Source organism: Streptomyces sp. Root1304 (assembly GCF_001426405.1).
Taxonomy (GTDB): Bacteria; Actinomycetota; Actinomycetes; order Streptomycetales; family Streptomycetaceae; genus Streptomyces.
Genome location: NZ_LMEP01000024.1, coordinates 216464 through 238107, shown reverse-complemented (window position 1 = coordinate 238107; position 21644 = coordinate 216464). Strand labels below are relative to the sequence as shown.

The 21644-nt window shown below is 69.1% G+C and carries 18 protein-coding genes; 8 read left to right on the top strand and 10 right to left on the bottom strand.

All coding sequences use genetic code 11. The features are described from left to right. Window positions 1–23: 23 nt before the first annotated feature. Window positions 24–2492: a DUF6049 family protein gene (locus ASD33_RS25730; protein WP_056565123.1), complete on the bottom strand. Its 2469-nt coding sequence runs from the start codon at window positions 2490–2492 to the stop codon at window positions 24–26. A 213-nt stretch (window positions 2493–2705) separates the two neighbouring features. On the opposite strand from ASD33_RS25730, the gene ASD33_RS25725 reads away from it, so the two are divergent. Continuing rightward, complete coding sequence (locus ASD33_RS25725) at window positions 2706–4172, top strand: CCA tRNA nucleotidyltransferase (protein WP_199863591.1); 1467 nt, start codon at window positions 2706–2708, stop codon at window positions 4170–4172. A 111-nt stretch (window positions 4173–4283) separates the two neighbouring features. On the opposite strand, the gene ASD33_RS25720 is transcribed toward ASD33_RS25725, so the two are convergent. The 3 genes from ASD33_RS25720 to ASD33_RS25710 all read right to left on the bottom strand — a co-directional run bounded on the left by ASD33_RS25720 (window position 4284) and on the right by ASD33_RS25710 (window position 7455). Then, on the bottom strand, window positions 4284–5567 hold the full coding sequence (locus tag ASD33_RS25720; protein ID WP_056565118.1) for an MFS transporter: 1284 nt from the start codon (window positions 5565–5567) through the stop codon (window positions 4284–4286). A 75-nt stretch (window positions 5568–5642) separates the two neighbouring features. Next, window positions 5643–6725, bottom strand: a complete 1083-nt coding sequence (locus ASD33_RS25715; RefSeq protein ID WP_056565115.1) for an inositol-3-phosphate synthase — start codon at window positions 6723–6725, stop codon at window positions 5643–5645. Between the two features lie 49 nt (window positions 6726–6774). Then, complete coding sequence (locus tag ASD33_RS25710) at window positions 6775–7455, bottom strand: PadR family transcriptional regulator (protein ID WP_056565112.1); 681 nt, start codon at window positions 7453–7455, stop codon at window positions 6775–6777. Window positions 7456–7827: 372 nt separating this feature from the next. On the opposite strand from ASD33_RS25710, the gene ASD33_RS25705 reads away from it, so the two are divergent. Beyond that, window positions 7828–10587: a transglycosylase domain-containing protein gene (locus ASD33_RS25705; protein ID WP_079045019.1), complete on the top strand. Its 2760-nt coding sequence runs from the start codon at window positions 7828–7830 to the stop codon at window positions 10585–10587. Between the two features lie 116 nt (window positions 10588–10703). Next, window positions 10704–12221, top strand: a complete 1518-nt coding sequence (locus ASD33_RS25700; RefSeq protein WP_056565109.1) for a glycosyltransferase 87 family protein — start codon at window positions 10704–10706, stop codon at window positions 12219–12221. A gap of 15 nt (window positions 12222–12236) precedes the next feature. Here the strand turns inward: ASD33_RS25700 and ASD33_RS25695 are convergent, their stop codons facing one another. The 3 genes from ASD33_RS25695 to ASD33_RS25685 form a co-directional block, all read right to left on the bottom strand. Next, window positions 12237–13268 (bottom strand): alanine racemase, encoded by a 1032-nt coding sequence (locus ASD33_RS25695; RefSeq protein WP_056565105.1) that lies wholly within the window; start codon window positions 13266–13268, stop codon window positions 12237–12239. 103 nt (window positions 13269–13371) lie between these two features. Continuing rightward, entirely contained in the window at window positions 13372–14490 is a 1119-nt protein-coding gene (locus tag ASD33_RS25690) for a peptidoglycan bridge formation glycyltransferase FemA/FemB family protein (protein WP_056565102.1), read from the bottom strand. Window positions 14491–14609: 119 nt separating this feature from the next. Further along, a complete protein-coding gene (locus tag ASD33_RS25685; protein ID WP_056565098.1) occupies window positions 14610–14924 on the bottom strand; it encodes a hypothetical protein in 315 nt (104 codons plus the stop codon). A 285-nt stretch (window positions 14925–15209) separates the two neighbouring features. Here ASD33_RS25685 and rpsF point away from each other — a divergent pair, with 285 nt between their 5' ends. From rpsF to rplI, 4 genes are all read left to right on the top strand, one after another. Then, window positions 15210–15500 carry a 30S ribosomal protein S6 gene (rpsF, locus tag ASD33_RS25680; RefSeq protein ID WP_015034882.1) on the top strand — a complete coding sequence of 97 codons (291 nt, stop codon included), beginning with the start codon at window positions 15210–15212 and terminating at the stop codon, window positions 15498–15500. A 74-nt stretch (window positions 15501–15574) separates the two neighbouring features. After that, window positions 15575–16177, top strand: a complete 603-nt coding sequence (locus ASD33_RS25675) for a single-stranded DNA-binding protein (protein ID WP_056565093.1) — start codon at window positions 15575–15577, stop codon at window positions 16175–16177. A gap of 57 nt (window positions 16178–16234) precedes the next feature. Then, on the top strand, window positions 16235–16471 hold the full coding sequence (rpsR, locus tag ASD33_RS25670; protein ID WP_003956534.1) for a 30S ribosomal protein S18: 237 nt from the start codon (window positions 16235–16237) through the stop codon (window positions 16469–16471). An 18-nt stretch (window positions 16472–16489) separates the two neighbouring features. Further along, window positions 16490–16936 carry a 50S ribosomal protein L9 gene (rplI, locus tag ASD33_RS25665; protein ID WP_056565090.1) on the top strand — a complete coding sequence of 149 codons (447 nt, stop codon included), beginning with the start codon at window positions 16490–16492 and terminating at the stop codon, window positions 16934–16936. Between the two features lie 118 nt (window positions 16937–17054). Here the strand turns inward: rplI and ASD33_RS25660 are convergent, their stop codons facing one another. Beyond that, window positions 17055–18392 carry an MATE family efflux transporter gene (locus tag ASD33_RS25660; RefSeq protein WP_056565088.1) on the bottom strand — a complete coding sequence of 446 codons (1338 nt, stop codon included), beginning with the start codon at window positions 18390–18392 and terminating at the stop codon, window positions 17055–17057. Window positions 18393–18814: 422 nt separating this feature from the next. Here ASD33_RS25660 and dnaB point away from each other — a divergent pair, with 422 nt between their 5' ends. Next, the gene (gene dnaB / locus ASD33_RS25655) at window positions 18815–20296 is read left to right on the top strand and encodes a replicative DNA helicase (RefSeq protein WP_079045018.1); all 1482 of its coding nucleotides are present in this window, start codon (window positions 18815–18817) and stop codon (window positions 20294–20296) included. 36 nt (window positions 20297–20332) lie between these two features. Here the strand turns inward: dnaB and ASD33_RS25650 are convergent, their stop codons facing one another. Next, a complete protein-coding gene (locus ASD33_RS25650; RefSeq protein WP_056565080.1) occupies window positions 20333–20773 on the bottom strand; it encodes a pyridoxamine 5'-phosphate oxidase family protein in 441 nt (146 codons plus the stop codon). A gap of 264 nt (window positions 20774–21037) precedes the next feature. After that, entirely contained in the window at window positions 21038–21604 is a 567-nt protein-coding gene (locus ASD33_RS25645; protein WP_056565078.1) for a dihydrofolate reductase family protein, read from the bottom strand. Window positions 21605–21644: the final 40 nt, after the last annotated feature.

Sequence of the window (21644 nt, the reverse complement as noted above, 5' to 3'; positions counted from 1 at the left end):
CGGCCGACCGGCCACGACATCGCTCAACGGTCCACTTTCTCACCCGGGCCCGACGGGTCGCGGCTTTCGGACCCGGTGTCCGGCGTCGGGTCACTCGGCTGCTCGGGTTCACCCCCGTCGGCCTCGTCCGTCACCGCCTCGGGATCCGTCCCGGCGTCGGTCTCGACGTCCGCGCCCTCCGAAGAAGCCTCCGCCTCCTCCGAGAGGGCCTCCGCGTCCGGCTCCGTGCCCTCCGAGGGGGATGCGGCCTCTGCCTCGTCCTCCGCGTCGCCCTCCGGGTCCCCTGCCGCCTCCGCCTCCGCCGCCTCGGCGGCGTTGCGGGCGGCCACCCGCTTGCGCTGGCTGTACATCCGTACGCCGGCCAGGACCAGCAGCAGCACTCCACCGGCGATCACGAGCATCACCGTGGCGGTGATCTCGGAGACCTTCACGGTGAACGTCATCGGCTGCCCGTACGGCGTGCCGTCCTCGGTGTAGAGCTGGGCGGTCATCGGCACCTGACCGTTGACGCTGGCGGAGGCGTTGAACTTCACCGACTGGCTGTGGCCACCGTTGATCTTCACGGGCAGCTCCGCGTCCCGGTCACCGTTCACCTGGAGCCGGTTCTTGTTGCCGGAGGTGAGCCGGAGCACGAGATGCACGTCCTGCAGCAGCTTGTTCTGGACGGTCACGGGGATCGTCGCGCTGCGGCCGGAGAGTGTGAGATCGGACTTGTCGACCAACTGGACCCCCTCGGTGAGGGTCTGCAGATACTCCAGGACGTTGATCCGGTAGAGCGCGGCGGCGCGGGCCTGGCCCCGCCACGAGGTCGACATCTCGCGGTTGATCGCGTTGCCGAAGGGCGTCACGACCCGGTCCTGCTGGGACAGGACGACCTTGAAGTCGTTCAGCTCGTCGCGGGTGGTCTTCATGTCGCGGAAGGCCTGGACGGGCAGTTCCCGGTCGCGCAGCTTCTTCGGGTACCGGGAGCTGCTGGGCACCTTGGTGAAGGCGTCCGGGTCGGGCTTGGCCGCAGCGGCGGCGAGGAGGTCGCTCGGCTGGGTCCAGCGCCGCCCGGAGAGGCCCTGCAGGGCCGCCGCCATGGTCTGCGCCTGGGAGACGCTCGGCATCCGCTGCGGGGCGACCACGATGCTGCGCTGGTCCTCCGGCTGCTCCAGGGTGATCGCCAGCGACTGCGCGAGGAACTTCTGGACCGCGAGCGTGGAGTTCTCCGCGCGGACCATGTCCCCTTCGAAGGCGGTGGACAGGAGCGCGTCGCTCACCACGGCCGTGGTGCTTCCGTCGCCGAAGGGGCGGGCCGCCGTCGGGGTGTAGGGGAGGTCGTCGCGGACGCTGTCGCTGCGGGCGATCACCTTGTCGGCGCCGGCGGAGGTCGCCACGGCCACGATGGAGGGGTCGACGGCTCCATCGGCGGGCCAGGCGAAGTCGGTGGAGGCCTGGGTGTGCAGGACGGTCTCGACCGTCACCCCGGCGAGGGCGGTGGCCGACTGGAGGTGTCCCAGCGAACCGGGGACGTCCTTGCCCCGGTGGGCCAGGGAGGCGAGGTCGGGGTCCGCGAAGGGGAGGGCGACGACCTTGTGCCCCTGGACCGCCTTCTCCAGCGCGTCCAGCCACCGCTCGGCCACGGCCTGGTTCCTGCCGGGGACGTGCACGGTGCCGCTGTCCTTGACGCGGTAGCCGTTCGCCATGGCGTCGACGGAGGCCAGCAGGTCCGGGTCGAGCACCCAGGTGACCGGGAGGCCCTGCCCCAGCGAGACCAGCTGGTCGAGGCGCCCGCCCGGCTTCAGCTCGGCCGCCAGGGCGTCGTCCTCGAAGACGGGGGTCTGCTGATCGTCCGTGGCCGTCTCCGCGGAGACATGGGCTGAGGAGATCAGCGGCCAGAGGTAGGTGAGCTGGGTCTTCTTCTCGGTGGCCTCGGGCTGGTACGGCAGGAACGTCCGCTCGATGCCGAGCACCCGGTCGTCGTGCCGGTCCGTGGTCTGCCCGGTGAGGGAGACCCCCAGCTGGTACACACCGGCGTCGTCGAGTCCGAGTTCGGAGACCGGCACCGAGATCGAGAAGTCCGCGCTCAGGCCGGCGCCCAGCCGGGGGATCTCGACGGTGGGGGCGTCCTCCACGGGAGCGGGGTCGCTGTCGCTCCGGTAGCCGGTGCGGGCCGTCACCTGCTCGATCTCACTGCGGCTGGTCAGCCGGGGGCCGACGCGCAGGTCCACGGTGGCGTCGGTGACGGTCTTCTTGCTCCGGTTGGTGACCGTCCCGGTGACGGTGACGGTGTCCCCCTCGGTGGGAGCGGTCGGCGTCAGCGTGTCGAGCGACACATCGACCGTCTTCGAGACGGTGCCGTCCTCGGCGGCGAAGGCCGGGGAGCTGCCCGCCGGGGCCTGGAGCAGACCGGCGAGGAGCGGCGCCCCGACGGCGACCGTGATCGTGCGCCGCAGCCATCGGCGGGCAGGTGAGGGACCGGTTCCCTGGATGTCTGCCGCCTCGGCCACGCGTTCGCCCGTCCTCGTCGTTGTCTCTGGTGCCAGTGGTGTAGGTGGTTCCCGGTTGCTGTGTCCAGGCATGGTAACGAGGCACGCTGGGGGCAAGTGCCGGGGACTGCTCCAGGCGATCTTCCGCGGGGTCCGGGCCGGCCGGTCCGGGCGTCGGTGCCCGCCGGAAAACGAGGACGTCGCCGCGAGCCGGGGCACGTACCCTTTTCTGTTGTGCCGAACGCCAACGAAGACACCCCGACTGCACTGAGCCAGGTGCAACGCCGCGCGGTCAGTGAACTGCTGCGCGTGTCCCCCGTCGCCGACGACCTCGCCCGCCGATTCCAGGAGGCCGGGTTCAGCCTCGCGCTGGTCGGTGGCTCGGTACGCGACGCGCTGCTCGGCCGGCTCGGCAACGACCTGGACTTCACCACCGACGCCCGCCCCGAGGACGTACTGAAGATCGTCCGTCCGTGGGCCGACGCCGTGTGGGAGGTGGGCATCGCCTTCGGGACGGTCGGCTGCCAGAAGGACGCCCGCGTCGGAGACGTCGACCAGCGCTTCCAGGTCGAGGTCACCACGTACCGCTCGGAGGCGTACGACCGCACCTCGCGGAAGCCCGAGGTCTCCTACGGCGACTCCATCGACCAGGACCTCGTCCGGCGTGACTTCACCGTCAACGCGATGGCCGTGGCGCTCCCGGAGAAGGAGTTCGTCGACCCGTACGGCGGCCTGGAGGACCTGGCGGCCCGGGTGCTCCGTACGCCGGGGACGCCCGAGGAGTCCTTCTCCGACGACCCGCTGCGGATGATGAGGGCCGCGCGGTTCGCCGCGCAGCTGGACTTCGAGGTCGCTCCCGAGGTCGTCGCCGCGATGAAGGAGATGTCCGGCCGGATCGAGATCGTCTCCGCCGAGCGGGTCCGTGACGAGCTCAACAAGCTGCTGCTCTCCGCCCACCCGCGCAAGGGCCTCGGGCTGCTCGTCGAGACCGGGCTCGCCGAGCACGTCCTCCCCGAGCTGCCGGCGCTGCGCCTGGAGAGCGACGAGCACCACCGGCACAAGGATGTCTACGAGCACTCGCTGACCGTGCTCGACCAGGCGATCGACCTGGAGGAGGACGGGCCGGACCTGGTGCTGCGCCTTGCCGCGCTGCTCCACGACATCGGCAAGCCGCGGACCCGTCGCTTCGAGAAGGACGGCCGGGTCTCCTTCCACCACCACGAGGTGGTGGGCGCGAAGATGACCAAGAAGCGGATGACCGCGCTCAAGTACTCCAACGAGATGATCAAGGACGTCTCGCACCTCGTGGAGCTGCACCTCCGTTTCCACGGGTACGGGACCGGCGAGTGGACCGACTCGGCCGTACGGCGCTACGTGCGGGACGCCGGTCCGATGCTCTCGCGTCTCCACAAGCTGACCCGGTCGGACTGCACCACCCGCAACAAGCGCAAGGCGACCGCGCTCTCCCGGGCCTATGACGGCCTGGAGGACCGCATCGGCCAGCTCCAGGAGCAGGAGGAGCTGGACGCGATCCGCCCGGACCTCGACGGCAACCAGATCCAGGAGATCCTGGGGATCGGTCCCGGGCCGGCCATCGGCCAGGCGTACAAGTTCCTGCTGGAGCTGCGGCTGGAGAACGGCCCGATGGAGCACGCGCAGGCCGTCGTCGCGCTCAAGGAGTGGTGGGCCGAGCAGAACTGAGCCGGTCGAGCCGCTCCGCGCCGCGTTGCCGTTTCACGTGAAACAGCGGGTTCCACGTGAAACAGCGGCGGAGGCGAGGCGCTCACGAGGGGTGGTGTTTCACGTGAAACATCACCCCTCCGTGCGTTCCCCGCACCTCTCCGTGCGTTCCCCACGGCGCAGCGCCAGGGCGATCCCGGCGTAGATCACGGCCACGAGCACGATCAGCAGCGCGGACCGGCCGTCGGGCGGCAGCATCAGGGCCGCGACGCCCGCCGCGCTCACGAAGGCGACGTTGAACAGCACGTCGTAGAGCGCGAAGACCCGCCCTCGGTAGGCGTCGTCCACCGAGGTCTGCACCACCGTGTCCGTCGCGATCTTCCCGCCCTGGGTGGTGAGCCCGAGGACGAAGGCGGCGACGAGGAACGGCGTGGGGGCGAAGGTCAGGCCGAGCGCCGGTTCCAGCACGGCCGCCGCCGCGGCGCACAGGGTCATCCAGCCGAAGGGGCCGAAGCGCCCCACGGCCCAGGGGGAGAGCACGGCGGCCGCGAAGAATCCGGCGCCCGACGTGGCAACGGCCAGTCCCAGCAGACCGAGCCCTTCGGACTCCGTGGCGCTCCACGCGTAGCGGCAGAGCATGAGCACGGTGACGAACAGGGCGCCGTAACAGAAGCGCATGAGGGTCACGGCGGCGAGAGCGCGGGCCGCGGGGCGTCGCTCGGCGAGGTGCCGCAGTCCGGCGGCGAGTCCCCGGGCCGTCGAGGCCAGGGCCGAGGTGAGGGGCTGCGGCTCGTCGTCCGGGTCGGGGCCGAGGAGCTCCCGGGACATCCGGAGCGAGGCGAGGGCGGCGGCCAGATAGAGCACGGCGCCGGCGGCGACCACGGCCGCGTTGGAGTTGTCGGCGAGCAGCTGGACACCGAAGGCGAGACCGCCGCCCAGGGTCGCGGCGAGGGTGCCGGCGGTGGGGGAGAGCGAGTTCGCCACGACGAGCCGCTCGTCGTCCACGACCCGTGGGAGCGAGGCGGAGAGCCCCGCGAGGACGAAGCGGTTGACGGCCGTGACGGAGAGCGCGGAGGCGTAGAAGAGCCAGTCGGGGACGGAGGCGAGGACGAGCACGGCGGTCCCGCAGGCGAGCAGGGCGCGCAGGAGATTGCCGTACAGGAAGACCTGCCGGCGCTGCCAGCGGTCGAGGAGCACTCCGGCGAAGGGCCCGACGAGCGAGTACGGGAGCAGGAGGATCGCCATCGCGGAGGCGATCGCCGCGGCGGAGGTCTGTTTCTCGGGGGAGAAGACGACGTACGTGGCCAGGGCCACCTGGTAGACGCCGTCGGCGCACTGGGAAAGCAGCCGGACGGCGAGCAGGCGGCGGAAGTTCGTCAGGCGCAGGAGTACGCGCAGATCACGTACGACGGACATGGCAGCAAGACTCACATACGAAGAGGGTCCCCGGGCAGAAGCCCGGGGACCCTCGATCGACAAGCGTGGGGCGCTTTAGCGCTCGACCTCACCCTTGATGAACTTCTCGACGTTGGCCAGGGCCTCGTCGTCGAAGTACTGGACCGGCGGGCTCTTCATGAAGTAGCTCGACGCGGAGAGGATGGGGCCGCCGATGCCGCGGTCCTTGGCGATCTTCGCGGCGCGCAGGGCGTCGATGATGACACCCGCGGAGTTCGGGGAGTCCCACACCTCGAGCTTGTACTCGAGGTTCAGCGGAACATCGCCGAAGGCACGGCCCTCGAGGCGCACGTACGCCCACTTGCGGTCGTCCAGCCAGGCCACGTAGTCCGACGGACCGATGTGGACGTTCTTCTCGCCCAGCTCGCGGTCGGGGATCTGCGAGGTGACGGCCTGCGTCTTGGAGATCTTCTTCGACTCCAGGCGGTCGCGCTCCAGCATGTTCTTGAAGTCCATGTTGCCGCCGACGTTGAGCTGCATGGTGCGCTCAAGACGGACACCGCGGTCCTCGAACAGCTTGGCCATCACGCGGTGCGTGATGGTGGCGCCGACCTGCGACTTGATGTCGTCGCCGACGATCGGGACGCCCGCCTCGGTGAACTTGTCGGCCCACTCCTTGGTGCCGGCGATGAAGACCGGGAGGGCGTTGACGAAGGCGACCTTGGCGTCGATGGCGCACTGCGCGTAGAACTTCGCAGCGGCCTCGGAACCCACCGGCAGGTAGCAGATGAGGACGTCGACCTGGCGGTCCTTGAGGATCTGGACGACGTCGACCGGCGCCTCGGCGGACTCCTCGATGGTCAGGCGGTAGTACTTGCCGAGACCGTCGAGCGTGTGACCGCGCTGGACCGTGACGCCCTTGTTCGGGACGTCGCAGATCTTGATGGTGTTGTTCTCGCTGGCGCCGATGGCGTCGGAGAGGTCGAGGCCGACCTTCTTCGCGTCGACGTCGAACGCGGCCACGAACTCGATGTCACGGACGTGGTAGTCGCCGAACTGGACGTGCATCAGGCCGGGCACCTTGGCCGCCGGGTCGGCGTCCTTGTAGTACTCGACGCCCTGCACCAGCGAGGCGGCGCAGTTGCCCACGCCGACGATGGCTACGCGAACCGAACCCATTCCGGTTGCTCCCTGTTGTGATCGTGGAAGCCCTGCTGTGCGCAGGGTTTCACTTGGCGGTGTCGTCGGACGGATCCGGCCGGGTACTGCCCCCGTGCCGGGGCAGGCCGCCCGTTTCTCCAGAATCGTTGTCGTGCAGAGCGGGGGCGTCGGGGCCGGATCGCTGATCCCGCCCCGCTCGCTCGCTCTCGATGAGCTCGTTCAGCCAGCGCACTTCGCGCTCCACGGACTCCATGCCGTGGCGCTGCAGCTCAAGCGTGTAGTCGTCGAGGCGCTCGCGGGTCCGGGCCAGAGAGGCGCGCATCTTCTCCAGGCGCTCCTCCAGCCGGCTGCGGCGGCCCTCCAGGACGCGCATCCGCACCTCACGCTCGGTCTGCCCGAAGAAGGCGAAGCGTGCGGCGAAGTGCTCGTCCTCCCAGGCGTCCGGGCCGGTGTGGGACAGAAGCTCCTCGAAGTGATCCTTACCTGCCGGCGTCAACCGGTAGACGATCTTCGCTCGGCGTCCCGCGAGTGAGGCGGCGAGGGCTTCCTCGGGGGCACTGCCCGGTTCCTCGATCAACCAGCCGCTGGCGACCAGCGTCTTGAGGCAGGGATACAGCGTCCCGTAGCTGAAGGCCCGGAAGACACCCAGCGAGGTGTTGAGGCGCTTCCGCAGCTCGTACCCGTGCATCGGGGCCTCGCGCAGCAGGCCGAGAACGGCGAATTCGAGAATGCCGGAGCGTCTGCTCATTCGTCGCCTCCTCCTCCGCTTTCGGGGCCCTTATGCCGTGCTGATGTATCGACTCGATACATCAGCACGATAGAACGGGCCGTCAGTCTCGACAAGTGGGACTGCCGTGACCGGCGTCACATCGTCAATTCACAGGGTTCGACTTGCCTGATTTGGGGTGAACTCCGGCCCTAGGCGGGTTTTGGCCGTGCGTAGTCTGTGCGGCATGCAGACCACCGGGAACCGAGAGATGCCGTGGGGCGTCAGTGCTGCGGGTGACCGGCTGCGGTACGGAGGGGCCTCCGATGGGGTTCCGGCCGTGCGCATTTCGGGGGGACCGGAACTCAACTGCCGCTTCCAGGCGTACGCGCCTGCCCGAGGAGTAGTCGTTCGATGAGCGAGCATCGTCGCAAAATGCCGCCGCAGCAGCCGCCGACGGGCGGTCGCGCGGCGGCACGGCGCGCTGCCCAACAGCCGATGGGCCGCAGGCCGGCCCAGGCCCATGACGTCGGTACGGAGGCCCCTTCGGCCTCGTACGGACCTCCCTCCCCAGCGGGGGAGGAACCGCGCCCTTACGGGGGTCGTGCGGAGGCCCGTAGGGCCGCTCAGCGCGGCAGCCGCCGAAAGGGGGCCGAAGCGGGCCCTGGTGGCCCCGGAGGCCCCGGAGGCCCCGGAGGCGGACGTAGAGGGGGCGGCGGCGGTGGCGGCCGCGGCAGTGGTCCGGGGCGGGGCTCCGGCGGTCGCCCGCCGGGCAAGAAGCGGATGATCGACTACCCGCGCCACGGCAAGCACGGCTGGCGTCGCTGGATGCCGTCGTGGAAGCTCGTGACGGGCACGTTCCTGGTCTTCGTCGGGACCCTGATGGGTGGCGCGGTCTTCGCGTACTCCAAGGTGGAGGTCCCGAAGGAGGACGCGACCGCGGTCTCGCAGAACAACATCTACTACTGGGCCGACGGCTCGCGCATGGTCGCGACCGGCAGCGGTACCAACCGCCAGATCGTCGGCATCGAGCAGATCCCGAAGGTCATGCAGGAGGCCGTCGTCTCGGCCGAGAACAAGACGTTCTGGGACGACTCGGGCATCGACCCCATGGGTATCGGCCGCGCCGTGTGGAACATGGCCAAGGGCGGCGAGACCCAGGGTGGTTCGACCATCACCCAGCAGTACGTGAAGAACAACCGGCTCAACGACCAGTCGCAGACCGTCACCCGGAAGGTGAAGGAACTCTTCATCGCGATGAAGGTCGGCAACACGTACGACAAGAAGCCGATCATGGCGGGCTACCTGAACACCGCGTACTACGGTCGCGGTGCCTACGGGATCCAGGCCGCCGCGCGCGCGTACTTCGACAAGGACGCCCGGGAGCTCAACGCCAGTGAGTCGGCGCTGCTCGCCGCGGTGCTGAAGGGCGCGACGTACTACGACCCGGGCGGCTACCCGGAGATCGACCCCGAGGCCACGCCCGAGAAGAACCTCGACCGCGCCACCAAGCGGTGGAAGTGGATCCTCGACGAGATGGTCAACGACAAGAAGATCACCGCCGAGGAGCGCGCCAAGTACACGGCCTTCCCGAAGGTCCAGAAGCGCAAGCAGGACGCCCAGCTGACCGGCCAGATCGGCTACCTCGTCAGCACGGCCAAGGCCAACTTCATCAACAACAACACCGAGGGCATCGGCGCCAAGGAACTCGAGCGCGGTGGCTTCGAGATCCACACCACCTTCGAGAAGCCGAAGGTACAGGCGCTGGAGAAGTCGGTCGACAAGATCCTCAAGGAGTACATCGACCCGAAGAAGCGGCCGAAGGAGGACACCAACGTCCAGTTCGGCGGCGCCTCGGTGAACGCCCAGACGGGCGCGATCGTCGCGATCTACGGCGGTGTCGACGCCACCAAGCACTTCACCAACAACGCCGACCCGACCGGTGCCCAGGTCGGCTCGACCTTCAAGCCCTTCGTCCTGGCCGCCGCCATGAAGTACGGCGTGCGGGACAAGGAACTGGGGCCCGAGCAGGGCGAGTCCTCCCGCACGATCGTCGACCCGGACAAGAGCCGCTACTCCGGCAAGGACGGGCTGAAGATCCGCAGGTACGACGGCGAGATCTGGAAGAACGAGAAGGGCGAGGAGTGGCGCCAGACCAATGACGACGGCGCCAGCTACGGGAACATGACCCTCCGCGAGGCCATGATCCGCTCGGCCAACTCCCCCTTCGTGCAGCTCGGCATGGACATCGGCATCGACAAGGTCCGCGAGGCCGCCGTCTCCGCCGGACTGCGCAAGGAGTCGCTCGTCCAGGGCGAGGTGCCCTCGTTCTCGCTCGGTATCTCCAGCCCGAGCGCGATCCGGATGGCGGGCGCGTACGCGACCTTCGCCAACAACGGTGAGCAGAACGAGCCGTTCTCGGTGACCAAGGTGCTCAAGGGCGGCAAGACGATCTACAAGCACGAGGGATCGGGCAAGCAGGTCTTCACGCCGGCCATCGCCAGCAACGTCACCGACGTCCTCCGCGACGTCGTGGAGAACCCCAAGGGAACCGGTCGCAAGGCCGCCATCGAGGGCCGTGACGTGGCCGGCAAGACCGGTACGACCGACGGCAACAAGTCGGCCTGGTTCGTGGGTTACACCGCGCAGCTGTCGACCGCCATCGACATGTACCGCTTCGACGACGACGAGACGAAGAAGAACCGCGAGTTCCAGGAGATGTACGGAACGGGTGCCCAGCCGCGCATCCACGGTTCCTCCTTCCCGTCGCGGATCTGGAAGGACTACATGACGACTGCCGTGGAAGGCATGCCGCTCGTGGAGTTCCCCAAGCCGCTCGACCTGGAGAACGCGGAGCCGGTCTTCGGCGGCGGCGCCACCAGCCCGACCCCGAGCCCGACGCCCACGCCGACCCCCACCGCGACCACGACGCCGCCGACGACTCCCCCGGCCACCGCGACGACCACTCCCCCGGTCTCGCGGACGCCGAAGCCGGGCAAGACGACCTGCGACATCTGGGACTGGAACTGCAACAACACCGGTAACCCCGGTGGCAACACGGGTCAGCCCACCACCACGCCACCCGCGACCGACTCACCGACGCCGACCGACTCACCGACGGACGGCAACAACGGCGGGAACGGCAAGCCAGGGGGCGGGGCCTGGATTCCCTGATCCAGCCCGCCGGCGCACTCCCGTGAGGGCCGCCGCGGCCGCTCCGTACCTTCCGTACGGAGCCGGCAGCGGCGGCCCTCGCCGTTTTCCCGGAGACGTACGGCAGGATGTCCCCCATGCCGAGCCTCCAGAAGACGAGCGCGCCGCAGGACCGGCCACAGGGCCGCTCGCAGACGGTCATCCCCACCCACCGGGACAAGGTGGCCGCCGCGGGCAGCGAACTGATCGGCGGCCCCTACGGGCGCCGGGCGGCGTTCGGCACCGGGCAGCTGACCCCGGTGCGGGTGATCGCCCTCGTGGCCATCGGCATGTTCGCCCTCGGGATGGTGCAGAAGCTGCCCTGCTACAACTGGGCGTGGTTCGAGGGCATCACCTCCCAGTACACCCACGCCTGTTACTCGGACATCCCGCACCTCTACGAGGGGCGCGGCTTCGCGGCGGGCCTCGTCCCGTACTTCGACCGGCTGGGCGGCGACATACCGTTCCTGGAGTACCCCGTCCTCACCGGCCTCTTCATGGAGGTCGCGGCCTGGCTGACGCCGGGCGGCGGGGCCATGCGGGAGCAGGAGCAGGCGTTCTGGCTGGCCAACGCGGGCATGCTGATGGTCTGCGCGGCCGTTCTCGCGGTCTGTGTGGCCCGTACGCACCGCCTGCGCCCCTGGGACGGTCTGCTCGTCGCCCTGGCGCCCTCGATCGCGCTCACGGCCACGATCAACTGGGACCTGCTGGCCGTCGCGCTGACCGCCGCCGCCGTCCTGATGTGGTCGAGGGAACGGCCGCTGGCCTTCGGTGTCCTGCTCGGCCTTGCCACCGCCGCCAAGTTCTACCCGATACTGCTCCTCTGTCCGCTGCTGATGCTCTGCTGGCGGGCCGGGAAGTGGCGGGAGTTCGGGACCGCGGTGCTCGGCGCGGCCGGTGCGTGGCTGGTGGTCAACCTGCCCGTGATGCTGATGGCCCCCGAGGGCTGGAAGCAGTTCTACCTCTTCAGCCGGGACCGGAACGTCGACTTCGGCTCGGTCTGGCTGCTGATCAGCCAGCGGACGGGCGACGCGATCCCGCCGGACCGGGCCAACCTGTACGCGCTGCTGCTGATGCTGGTGGCCGTGGCGGGCCTCGCCTACCTGACGTTCACGGCGCCCCGCCGGCCCCGCTTCGTCCAGCTGGCCTTCCTGATCGTCGCCGCGTTCGTGCTGACCAACAAGGTCTACTCACCGCAGTACGTCCTGTGGCTGGTGCCGCTGGCGGTGCTCGCCCGGCCGCGCTGGCGCGACTTCCTGGTCTGGCAGACCTGCGAGGTCATGTACTTCGTGGGCGTCTGGATGTACCTGGCGTTCACGAACAGCGGCGCCACCAAGCAGGGCCTGCCGGTGGACGGCTACCAGTTCGCGATCGTCCTGCACCTGCTCGGCACGCTGTACCTGTGCGTGATGGTCGTACGCGACATCCTGACGCCCGAGACGGACCCGGTCCGGCAGGACGGCGCCGACGACCCCTCCGGGGGCGTCCTGGACGGCGCGGAGGACGTGTTCGTCGCGGGCAGGGCCGCCCATCCGGCCCGGCACGCGGCGCCCGGCGCGGACGAGGGCCTGCTGGTGGAATGGGGAACCCCCGGGGAACAGCGCCCCCGGGGGTGAGCGGAACCGGCCGGCTCAGCGCTCGACGAGCCGGTCGAACTGCGTCGTGGTGTGGCGCAGATGCGCCACGAGCTCGTCGCCGACCCGCGGCTCCTGGGCGTCGGCCGGCACGAACAGGATCGACACCTGCATGTGCGGCGGCTCGGCGAACCAGCGCTGCTTCCCGGCCCAGACGAACGGCGACAGGTTCCGGTTGACGGTGGCGAGCCCCGCCCGTGCGACGCCCTTGGCGCGCGGCATGACGCCGTGCATCGCCTTGGGGGCCTCCAGGCCCACGCCGTGCGAGGTGCCGCCGGCGACGACGACCAGCCAGCCGTCCGAGGCCGCCTTCTGCTGGCGGTAGCCGAAGCGGTCGCCCTTGGCGACCCGGGTCACGTCGAGGACCGCGCCCCGGTACTCGGTCGCCTCGTGGTCGCCCAGCCACAGCCGGGTGCCGATCCGGGCGCGGAAGCGGGTCTGCGGGAACTGCTGCTGCAGCCGGGCCTGCTCCTGGGCCCGCAGGTGGCTCACGAACATGGTGTGGAGCGGCAGCCGGGCGGCCCGCAGCCGGTCCATCCAGGCGATGACCTCCTCGACGGCGTCCGTGCCGTCCGGGCGGTCCAGCGGGAGGTGCAGGGCGAAGCCCTCCAGGCGGACGTCCTCGATGGCGGCGTGGAGCTGCTGGAGCTCCTCCTCGCGGACGCCGTGCCGCTTCATCGAGCTCATGCACTCGATGACGACCCGGGCGCCCACCAGGGCGTGGACGCCGTCCACCGACGACACGGAGCGGATGACCCGGTCGGGCAGCGGAACCGGTTCCTCACCCCGTCGGAAGGGGGTGAGGACCAGCAGGTCGCCGCCGAACCAGTCCTTGATCCGCGCGGCCTCGTACGTGGTGCCCACGGCGAGCATGTCGGCGCCGAACCGCGCCGCCTCGTCCGCGAGGCGTTCGTGGCCGAAGCCGTAACCGTTGCCCTTGCAGACCGGGATCACACCGGGGAACTGGTCGATGACGGTCTTCTGGTGCGCGCGCCAGCGAGCGGTGTCGACGTAGAGGGAGAGCGCCATGGCCGGCCCGGAACCTTTCTGATGGCAGCGGTATGTCAAAGGTATGTACGAGACTACGGAAACGTCAGCGGTACGCCACGAATCGGCGGCGCGACGTCGGGGATCAGCGGCGCGACATGTAGATGTCGAGCGCCTTGTGCAGCAACTTGTTCAGCGGGAAGTCCCACTCGCCGACGTACTCGACGGCCTCGCCGCCCGTGCCCACCTTGAACTGGATGAGTCCGAAGAGGTGGTCGGTCTCGTCGAGCGAGTCGGAGATGCCGCGCAGGTCGTAGACGGTCGCGCCCATCGCGTACGCGTCGCGCAGCATCCGCCACTGCATCGCGTTCGAGGGCCGGACCTCACGGCCGATGTTGTCGGAGGCGCCGTAGGAGTACCAGACGTGCCCGCCGACGACGAGCATCGTCGCCGCGGAGAGGTTCACCCCGTTGTGGCGGGCGAAGTACAGCCGCATGCGGTTGGGGTCCTCGGAGTTGAGGACGGTCCACATGCGCTGGAAGTACGAGAGCGGGCGGGGCCGGAAGTGGTCGCGGACGGCCGTGATCTCGTACAGCCGCTGCCACTCCGCCAGGTCCTCGTAGCCGCCCTGGACGACCTCGACACCGGCCTTCTCGGCCTTCTTGATGTTGCGGCGCCACAGCTGGTTGAAGCCCTTGAGGACATCGTCGAGCGAACGGTTCGCCAGCGGCACCTGGAAGACGTAGCGGGGCTGGACGTCACCGAAGCCGGCGCCGCCGTCCTCGGCCTGCTGCCAGCCCATCTTCCGCAGCCGGTCGGCCACTTCGAAGGCACGCGGCTCGATGTGGGTGGCCTCGACGTCCTTGAGGCGCTTGACGTCCGGGTCCTGGATGCCCGACTTGATGGCGGCCGAGTCCCAGCGGCGGATGACGACCGGCGGGCCCATCTTCACGGAGAAGGCGCCCTGCTGCTTGAGGTGCGCCAGCATCGGCTGCAGCCAGTCGTCGAGGTTGGGCGCGTGCCAGTTGATGACCGGGCCCTCGGGCAGGTAGGCCAGGTAGCGCTTGATCTTCGGGAGCTGGCGGTAGAGCACCAGACCGACACCGACGAGCTCGCCGGTCTTGTCGAACCAGCCGAGGTTCTCCGAGCGCCACTCCGTCTTCACATCAGCCCACGCCGGGACCTGGCAGTGGCTCGCTGCGGGCTGGCTCTGGATGAAACCCAGATGCTGCTCGCGGCTGATGGTCCTCAGGGTCAGGCTCATGCGGGGCGCTCCTCGGCAGGTGTGTCCCCATCGGTCAGGGGCTCCGGCTCTCGCGCCGAAGCCTACTGTGACCGGGGAGCGCCCCGAATGGGCACGTACGCCCTGACGTGCCGCCCGGCTCAGCTGATGACGCCGCCGAAGAGCCCGCCGTGCGCCATGCCGAGGTAGAAGCCGAACGCGGAGGCGCCGAGTCCGAGGATCAGCAGGAAGCGCTCGCGTGTCGTCACGGAGATGAACTGTCCGTAGGCGCCGGTCAGGATGCCGATGAGACCCGTCCAGGAACTCAGCAGGTGCAGGTTGTGGAACTGCGCGGTGACGAAGGCGATCACACCGAGGAGCAGTGTCACTCCGACCAGGGCGTCCTGGAGGGGGTGCGGTTTGCCGTCGGTGGCGAAGAGGGAGTGGCCGGGGTCGGGTCGCATTGCCTGTGCCATGGGGCACCTCCTGGCGTAGCTGCCGGAAGGCGGCGCATCCTGGCGCCGCCGACATCCGTTGTGTACAGATTGCGTCCCCTCACCGGTGAATTTCAACCGCAGGGCGATGTGCAGGTACTCTGTACGGTCTGCACCGGTGTCTGCCCTGGTCCGTACTGGATCCCGGCGGTGACCCTCGTTCTCCGAGGGGGACTGTCCGCGACGGCGGATACCGTTGCTCACGCATCACGACCCTCCTGCCACGGAACGACCGTGGCCGCTGAGTCCAAAGGAGGTGGGTTCCACATGCGTCACTACGAAGTGATGGTCATCCTCGACCCCGATCTCGAGGAGCGCGCTGTCTCCCCGCTGATCGAGAACTTCCTCTCCGTCGTCCGTGAGGGCAACGGAAAGGTCGAGAAGGTCGACACCTGGGGCCGTCGTCGTCTGGCCTACGAGATCAAGAAGAAGCCCGAGGGCATCTACTCGGTCATCGACCTGCAGGCCGAGCCTGCGGTCGTCAAGGAGCTCGACCGACAGCTCAACCTGAACGAGTCGGTCCTCCGGACCAAGGTCCTCCGTCCCGAGACCCACTGAGCTTCTAGCTCAGTGGTCATCGGGTCCGAGTAGCAGCAAAGCAGCCAGAAGCAATCCCGCCGAGAGGTACCCCCATGGCAGGCGAGACCGTCATCACGGTCGTCGGCAATCTTGTCGACGACCCCGAGCTGCGCTTCACCCCGTCCGGTGCGGCGGTCGCGAAGTTCCGTATCGCGTCCACCCCCCGCACCTTCGACCGTCAGACCAATGAGTGGAAGGACGGCGAAAGCCTCTTCCTCACCTGCTCGGTCTGGCGTCAGGCGGCGGAGAACGTCGCCGAGTCGCTTCAGCGAGGCATGCGCGTCGTCGTGCAGGGCCGGCTGAAGCAGCGGTCCTACGAGGACCGTGAGGGCGTCAAGCGCACGGTCTACGAGCTGGACGTCGAGGAAGTCGGCCCCAGCCTCAAGAACGCCACGGCCAAGGTCACCAAGACCACCGGTCGAGGCGGCCAGGGCGGTTACGGCGGCGGTGGCGGCGGCGGCCAGCAGGCCGGCGGCGGCGGTGGCAGCTGGGGTGGAAACTCCGGCGGTGGCCAGCAGGGTGGTGGCGGTGCTCCCGCCGACGACCCGTGGGCGACCGGCGGTTCCTCCTCCTCCGGCGGCGGCCAGCAGCAGGGCGGCGGAGGCGGCTGGGGTGGAAACTCCGGCGGCGGCTACTCGGACGAGCCCCCCTTCTAGGGCGTAAGCCCTCGAAGCAGCTCGTTTCCCACTTCTTGATCACACAGGAGAAACACCATGGCGAAGCCGCCTGTGCGCAAGCCTAAGAAGAAGGTCTGCGCGTTCTGCAAGGACAAGACCGTCTACGTGGACTACAAGGACACGAACATGCTGCGGAAGTTCATTTCCGACCGCGGCAAGATCCGTGCCCGCCGCGTGACCGGCAACTGCACGCAGCACCAGCGTGACGTCGCCACGGCCGTCAAGAACAGCCGTGAGATGGCGCTGCTGCCCTACACGTCCACCGCGCGATAAGGAAAGGGTGACCGACGAATGAAGATCATCCTGACCCACGAGGTTTCTGGCCTCGGTGCCGCTGGCGACGTCGTCGACGTCAAGGACGGCTACGCTCGCAACTACCTGGTCCCGCGTGGTTTCGCGATCCGCTGGACCAAGGGTGGCGAGAAGGACGTGGCGCAGATCCGCCGCGCCCGCAAGATCCACGAGATCGCGACCATCGAGCAGGCCAACGAGATCAAGGCCCAGCTCGAGGGCACGAAGGTCCGCCTGGCCGTTCGCTCCGGCGACGCCGGCCGTCTCTTCGGCTCCGTGACCCCGGCCGACATCGCCTCGGCGATCAAGTCCGCGGGTGGCCCCGACGTCGACAAGCGTCGCGTCGAGCTCGGTTCGCCGATCAAGACCCTGGGCTCGCACCAGGTCTCCGTGCGTCTGCACGCCGACGTGGCCGCGAAGCTCGGCGTCGAGATCGTCGCCGCGTAACGCTGCCCCTGGCAGTCTGCGCTCAGCAGTGAGGAAGGGCCGCACCCCTCGGGGTGCGGCCCTTCCGCTGTTTCACGGGTCTTCGTTTCACGTGAAACGGGCGTTTCACGTGAAACATTCAGCGGCTGGCGCCCGTGACGATCCAGCGGCCCGAGCGGGAGCGCAGCCAGAGAGTGGCCATCCGGACCGTCATCATCAGCGTCATCGCCCACCAGAGCGCGGTCAGCCCGCCGCCGAGCACCGGGACCAGGAGGGCGACCGGGGCGAAGACGGCCAGGGTCAGCAGCATCGCCCAGGCCAGGTACGGGCCGTCGCCCGCGCCCATCAGAACGCCGTCGAGGACGAAGACGACCCCGGAGATCGGCTGCGAGACCGCGACCACGAGCAGGGCCGGGAGCAGGGTGTCCTGGACGGTGGTGTCGCCGGTGAAGAGCGGGACGAACAGGGGACGGGCGAGGATGAGCAGAGCGCCGAGCACCACTCCCGAGACCACGCCCCACTGGACCATGCGGCGGCAGACCTGGCGTGCGCCGTCGGCGTCGTCCGCGCCGAGGTAGCGGCCGATGATGGCCTGGCCCGCGATGGCGATGGCGTCGAGGGCGAAGGCCATCAGGCTCCACAGGGACAGGATGATCTGGTGGGCGGCGACCTCCGCGTCGCCCATCCGGGCCGCGACCGCCGTGGCGATCATCAGGACCGCGCGGAGCGAGAGCGTACGGACGAGGAGCGGGACACCGGCCTGCGCGGAGGCCCGGATGCCGGCGATGTCGGGGCGGAGCGAGGCGCCGTGGCGCCGGGCGCCGCGGACGACCACGACGAGGTAGACGACGGCCATGCCGTACTGGGCGATGACCGTGCCCCAGGCGGATCCGGCGATGCCGAGCCCCGCTCCGTAGACGAGTCCGATGTTGAGGGCGCCGTTGGCCGCGAAGCCGGCGATGGCCACGTAGAGCGGTGTACGGGTGTTCTGGAGGCCGCGCAGGACACCGGTGGCGGCCAGGACCACCAGCATCGCGGGGATGCCGAGGCTGGAGATCCGGAGGTAGGTGACCGCATACGGCGAAGCCGTGTCGGAGGCTCCGAAGAGGTCGACCAGCCAGGGCGAGCTGGGCAGGGTCAGGGCGACGACGGCGGCACCGAGGAGGAGCGCGAGCCAGATGCCGTCCATGCCCTGGCGGATGGCCGCGGGGAGATCGCCCGCGCCGACGCGCCGGGAGACGGCTGCGGTGGTGGCGTAGGCGAGGAAGACGAAGACGCTGACGGCGGTGGAGAGCAGCGCGGCGGCGATGGCCAGACCCGCGAGTTGCGGTGTGCCGAGGTGGCCGACGATGGCACTGTCGACCATGAGGAAGAGCGGCTCGGCGACGAGAGCCCCGAACGCCGGCAGGGCGAGGGAGACGATCTCTCGGTCGTGCTGTCGGCGAGTGGCCTTGGAGGTCGCGGGGGCCTGGGTCATGGGGTCAATCTAATCTTCCACAGGTAAGAGATGCAATGCGCAAGGAGTCCTTACTTTTGAGGGCTGGGGGGCTTCGGGTGTGGGCCGTTTGTTCTGATCTTGATCCGGGGGGAAAAGTTTTTCTCCCCCACAGCCCGTGTATGGGAAAAGTGCAGGTCAGGCCGGTGGGGGCGAGGGGCTTATGAGTTTGTCCACATGCGTGTCCCCCGCTCCGTGCACAGGTTCCGGCGAGTTCTCCACAGCATTGGGGCCTTCACCCACAGGGCCTGTGGATAACCAGATTGGCTGACGCCCCTCGCGGGCCTACCGTGGACCGGCGCCCGACGCGCCAGAAGCGGTCGCGAAGCCACTCGTCGATCAAGGCGTGGCGTAAGAAAGAGTGGCACGGCGAGGTCCGCTGAGCGGACGGGAAGAGGTGCTTGGTGAGCGTTCCCGAGCCGATGGACGACCCCTGGGCGGACGGCGGACCCAGCGACCGGCTGCCCACTCGTACCCGAGGTGAAGGGCGCGGCCGGGGCCGCGGGCGCGACGACCAGCACGAGCGGGGCGGCGACGGCCCCTGGGACGGGGGGCTCTCCGGCTTCGAACGGGTCCCTCCGCAGGACCTGGACGCCGAGCAGTCCGTCCTCGGCGGCATGCTGCTCTCCAAGGACGCCATCGCCGACGTCGTGGAGATCATCAAGGGCAACGACTTCTACAAGCCCGCGCACGAGACCGTCTACGCCGCGATCCTCGACCTCTACGCCAAGGGCGAGCCGGCCGACCCGATCACGGTCGGCGCCGAACTCACCAAGCGCGGCGAGATCACCCGTGTCGGCGGTGCCTCGTACCTCCACACCCTGGTCCAGTCGGTGCCGACCGCGGCCAACGCCTCGTACTACGCGGAGATCGTCCACGAGCGGGCCGTCCTGCGGCGGCTCGTGGAGGCCGGCACCAAGATCACGCAGATGGGATACGCGGCCGACGGAGACGTCGACGAGATCGTGAACTCGGCGCAGGCCGAGATCTACGCGGTCACCGAGCAGCGCACCACCGAGGACTATCTGCCGCTCGGCGACATCATGGAGGGGGCGCTCGACGAGATCGAGGCGATCGGCTCCCGCAGCGGCGAGATGACCGGTGTGCCCACGGGCTTCACCGACCTCGACTCCCTGACCAACGGCCTCCACCCCGGTCAGATGATCATCATCGCGGCCCGACCCGCCATGGGTAAGTCGACGCTGGCCCTGGACTTCGCCCGGGCTGCGTCCATCAAGCACAACCTGCCCAGCGTCATCTTCTCCCTCGAAATGGGCCGCAACGAGATCGCGATGCGTCTGCTCTCGGCCGAGGCGAGGGTCGCGCTGCACCACATGCGCTCCGGCACGATGACGGACGAGGACTGGACCCGCCTCGCCCGCCGGATGCCGGACGTCTCCCAGGCCCCGCTGTACATCGACGACTCCCCGAACCTGTCGATGATGGAGATCCGCGCGAAGTGCCGCCGGCTCAAGCAGCGCAACGGCCTCAAGCTCGTGATCATCGACTATCTGCAGCTGATGCAGTCGGGCGGCTCGAAGCGGCAGGAGAGCCGCCAGCAAGAGGTCTCCGACATGTCGCGAAACCTGAAGCTCCTCGCCAAGGAGCTGGAACTGCCGGTCATCGCGCTCTCCCAGCTGAACCGTGGCCCCGAACAGCGCACCGACAAGAAGCCGATGGTCTCCGACCTGCGTGAGTCCGGCTCGATCGAGCAGGACGCCGACATGGTCATCCTGCTGCACCGCGAGGACGCCTACGAGAAGGAGTCACCCCGCGCGGGCGAGGCCGACATCATCGTGGGCAAGCACCGAAACGGCCCGACGGCCACGATCACGGTGGCCTTCCAGGGCCACTACTCCCGCTTCGTGGACATGGCCCAGACCTGACGGATCGCATTTTCCTGCTCCGGCGAGCGCGGTTCCTCAGTCCTGGGCGGGGACATCCAGGGCGGTCCCGTACAGGCGCGAGACCTGGAGCAGGATGGTCACGCGCCGGTCAGGCAGCGGCTGCTCGCCAGGGGCCGCCTCGTCGGCCGGATCCGCGATCTTCGCCTCTCCCTCCGCCACGGCGAACGACCAGATGTCCGGGCCGGTGACATGCAGTGAGGCGTGCGGGTCGCGGCGCAACTGGCGGACCTTGAGGCGGTCGGCGGTGGAGGAGACCCTCAGCACGCGCTCCTCGGCGTTCCAGTCGTAGAGGACGGTCGACAGGTGCGGGTGGCCGGTGCTCCTGACGCTCGCGAGCACGCCGAACTGCTGCTGGCTCAACAGCTGGGAGAGCTCCTGGTCGGTGAGCACTCGGGGGGCCGGGCCGTCGTTCCGGGTGGTGCCGGCGGTGGTCTCAGCGGCGGTGTGCTCGCTCATGTCGGTCAGCCTCTCAGTGGATGGGGGCAGGTGAGACAGCTGCGGCGTTGATGTCGAGCTGACTCAGCGGATGCGGGCGAGGCGCGCGATGGCACGGAGCCGAATGCGGCAAACGTGCGGTTTCTCCTGCCAGTTGCCGCAACAAGGGAGACCGTAACAGATAGTTTTGTTGCAGACGATCTGATTCGGCTTCATTCAAGGGCAGGAGGCCTGGGCCTCGCGCGGCGAGGCTGCCCTACAGTGCGAGAGGCCGCCGGAAGGCGCTCAGCGCCTTGTCTCGTACCTGGTCAGGACCACGCCGCCGGCGAGCTGCCGCGTCTCCAGCAGGTTCAGGTTCACCCAGTTGTCCAGGGCGGTGAAGAACGGCGTGCCGCCGCCCACCAGGACCGGATGGGTGGCGATCACGTATTCGTCGATCAGCCCGGCGCGCATGGCCGCTCCGGCGAGCGTGGCGCCGCCGATGGTCATGGGGCCGCCGTCCTCGGCCTTGAGCCGGGTGATCTCGGTGATCGCGTCGCCGGTGAACAGGCGGGCGTTCCAGTCGACCTCGTCGATCGTGGAGGAGAACACCACCTTCGGCGTGTCCCGCCAGTTCCGCGCGAACTCGATCTCCGCCGGGGTGGCGGTGGGCTGCTGGTCGCCCGTCGGCCAGTAGGAGCTCATCGTCTCCCAGAGCTTGCGCCCGTACAGGGACAGACCACTCGCCTGCTCGTGGCCGAGCCACCACAGGAACAGTTCGTCGCTCGGCGGTCCGCTCCAGTCGATGTCGTCACCGGCGGCGGCGATGTAGCCGTCCAGGGTCAGGTTCATGCCGTAGATCAGTTTCCGCATGGGCCGGCCTTCCGTCCGTGGGGGTCCGGAGTGAAGACCA

What these genes read in the sequence shown, in the direction of transcription:
- ASD33_RS25645 (WP_056565078.1), bottom strand. Translation starts at nt 21,604, where the DNA reads ATGCGGAAACTGATCTACGGCATGAACCTGACCCTGGACGGCTACATC.
- rplI (WP_056565090.1), top strand. Translation starts at nt 16,490, where the DNA reads ATGAAGATCATCCTGACCCACGAGGTTTCTGGCCTCGGTGCCGCTGGC.
- ASD33_RS25675 (WP_056565093.1), top strand. Translation starts at nt 15,575, where the DNA reads ATGGCAGGCGAGACCGTCATCACGGTCGTCGGCAATCTTGTCGACGAC.
- ASD33_RS25685 (WP_056565098.1), bottom strand. Translation starts at nt 14,924, where the DNA reads ATGGCACAGGCAATGCGACCCGACCCCGGCCACTCCCTCTTCGCCACC.
- ASD33_RS25650 (WP_056565080.1), bottom strand. Translation starts at nt 20,773, where the DNA reads ATGAGCGAGCACACCGCCGCTGAGACCACCGCCGGCACCACCCGGAAC.
- ASD33_RS25715 (WP_056565115.1), bottom strand. Translation starts at nt 6,725, where the DNA reads ATGGGTTCGGTTCGCGTAGCCATCGTCGGCGTGGGCAACTGCGCCGCC.
- ASD33_RS25690 (WP_056565102.1), bottom strand. Translation starts at nt 14,490, where the DNA reads ATGAGCCTGACCCTGAGGACCATCAGCCGCGAGCAGCATCTGGGTTTC.
- ASD33_RS25705 (WP_079045019.1), top strand. Translation starts at nt 7,828, where the DNA reads ATGAGCGAGCATCGTCGCAAAATGCCGCCGCAGCAGCCGCCGACGGGC.
- ASD33_RS25720 (WP_056565118.1), bottom strand. Translation starts at nt 5,567, where the DNA reads ATGTCCGTCGTACGTGATCTGCGCGTACTCCTGCGCCTGACGAACTTC.
- ASD33_RS25710 (WP_056565112.1), bottom strand. Translation starts at nt 7,455, where the DNA reads ATGAGCAGACGCTCCGGCATTCTCGAATTCGCCGTTCTCGGCCTGCTG.
- ASD33_RS25700 (WP_056565109.1), top strand. Translation starts at nt 10,704, where the DNA reads ATGCCGAGCCTCCAGAAGACGAGCGCGCCGCAGGACCGGCCACAGGGC.
- ASD33_RS25695 (WP_056565105.1), bottom strand. Translation starts at nt 13,268, where the DNA reads ATGGCGCTCTCCCTCTACGTCGACACCGCTCGCTGGCGCGCGCACCAG.
- rpsR (WP_003956534.1), top strand. Translation starts at nt 16,235, where the DNA reads ATGGCGAAGCCGCCTGTGCGCAAGCCTAAGAAGAAGGTCTGCGCGTTC.
- rpsF (WP_015034882.1), top strand. Translation starts at nt 15,210, where the DNA reads ATGCGTCACTACGAAGTGATGGTCATCCTCGACCCCGATCTCGAGGAG.
- ASD33_RS25660 (WP_056565088.1), bottom strand. Translation starts at nt 18,392, where the DNA reads ATGACCCAGGCCCCCGCGACCTCCAAGGCCACTCGCCGACAGCACGAC.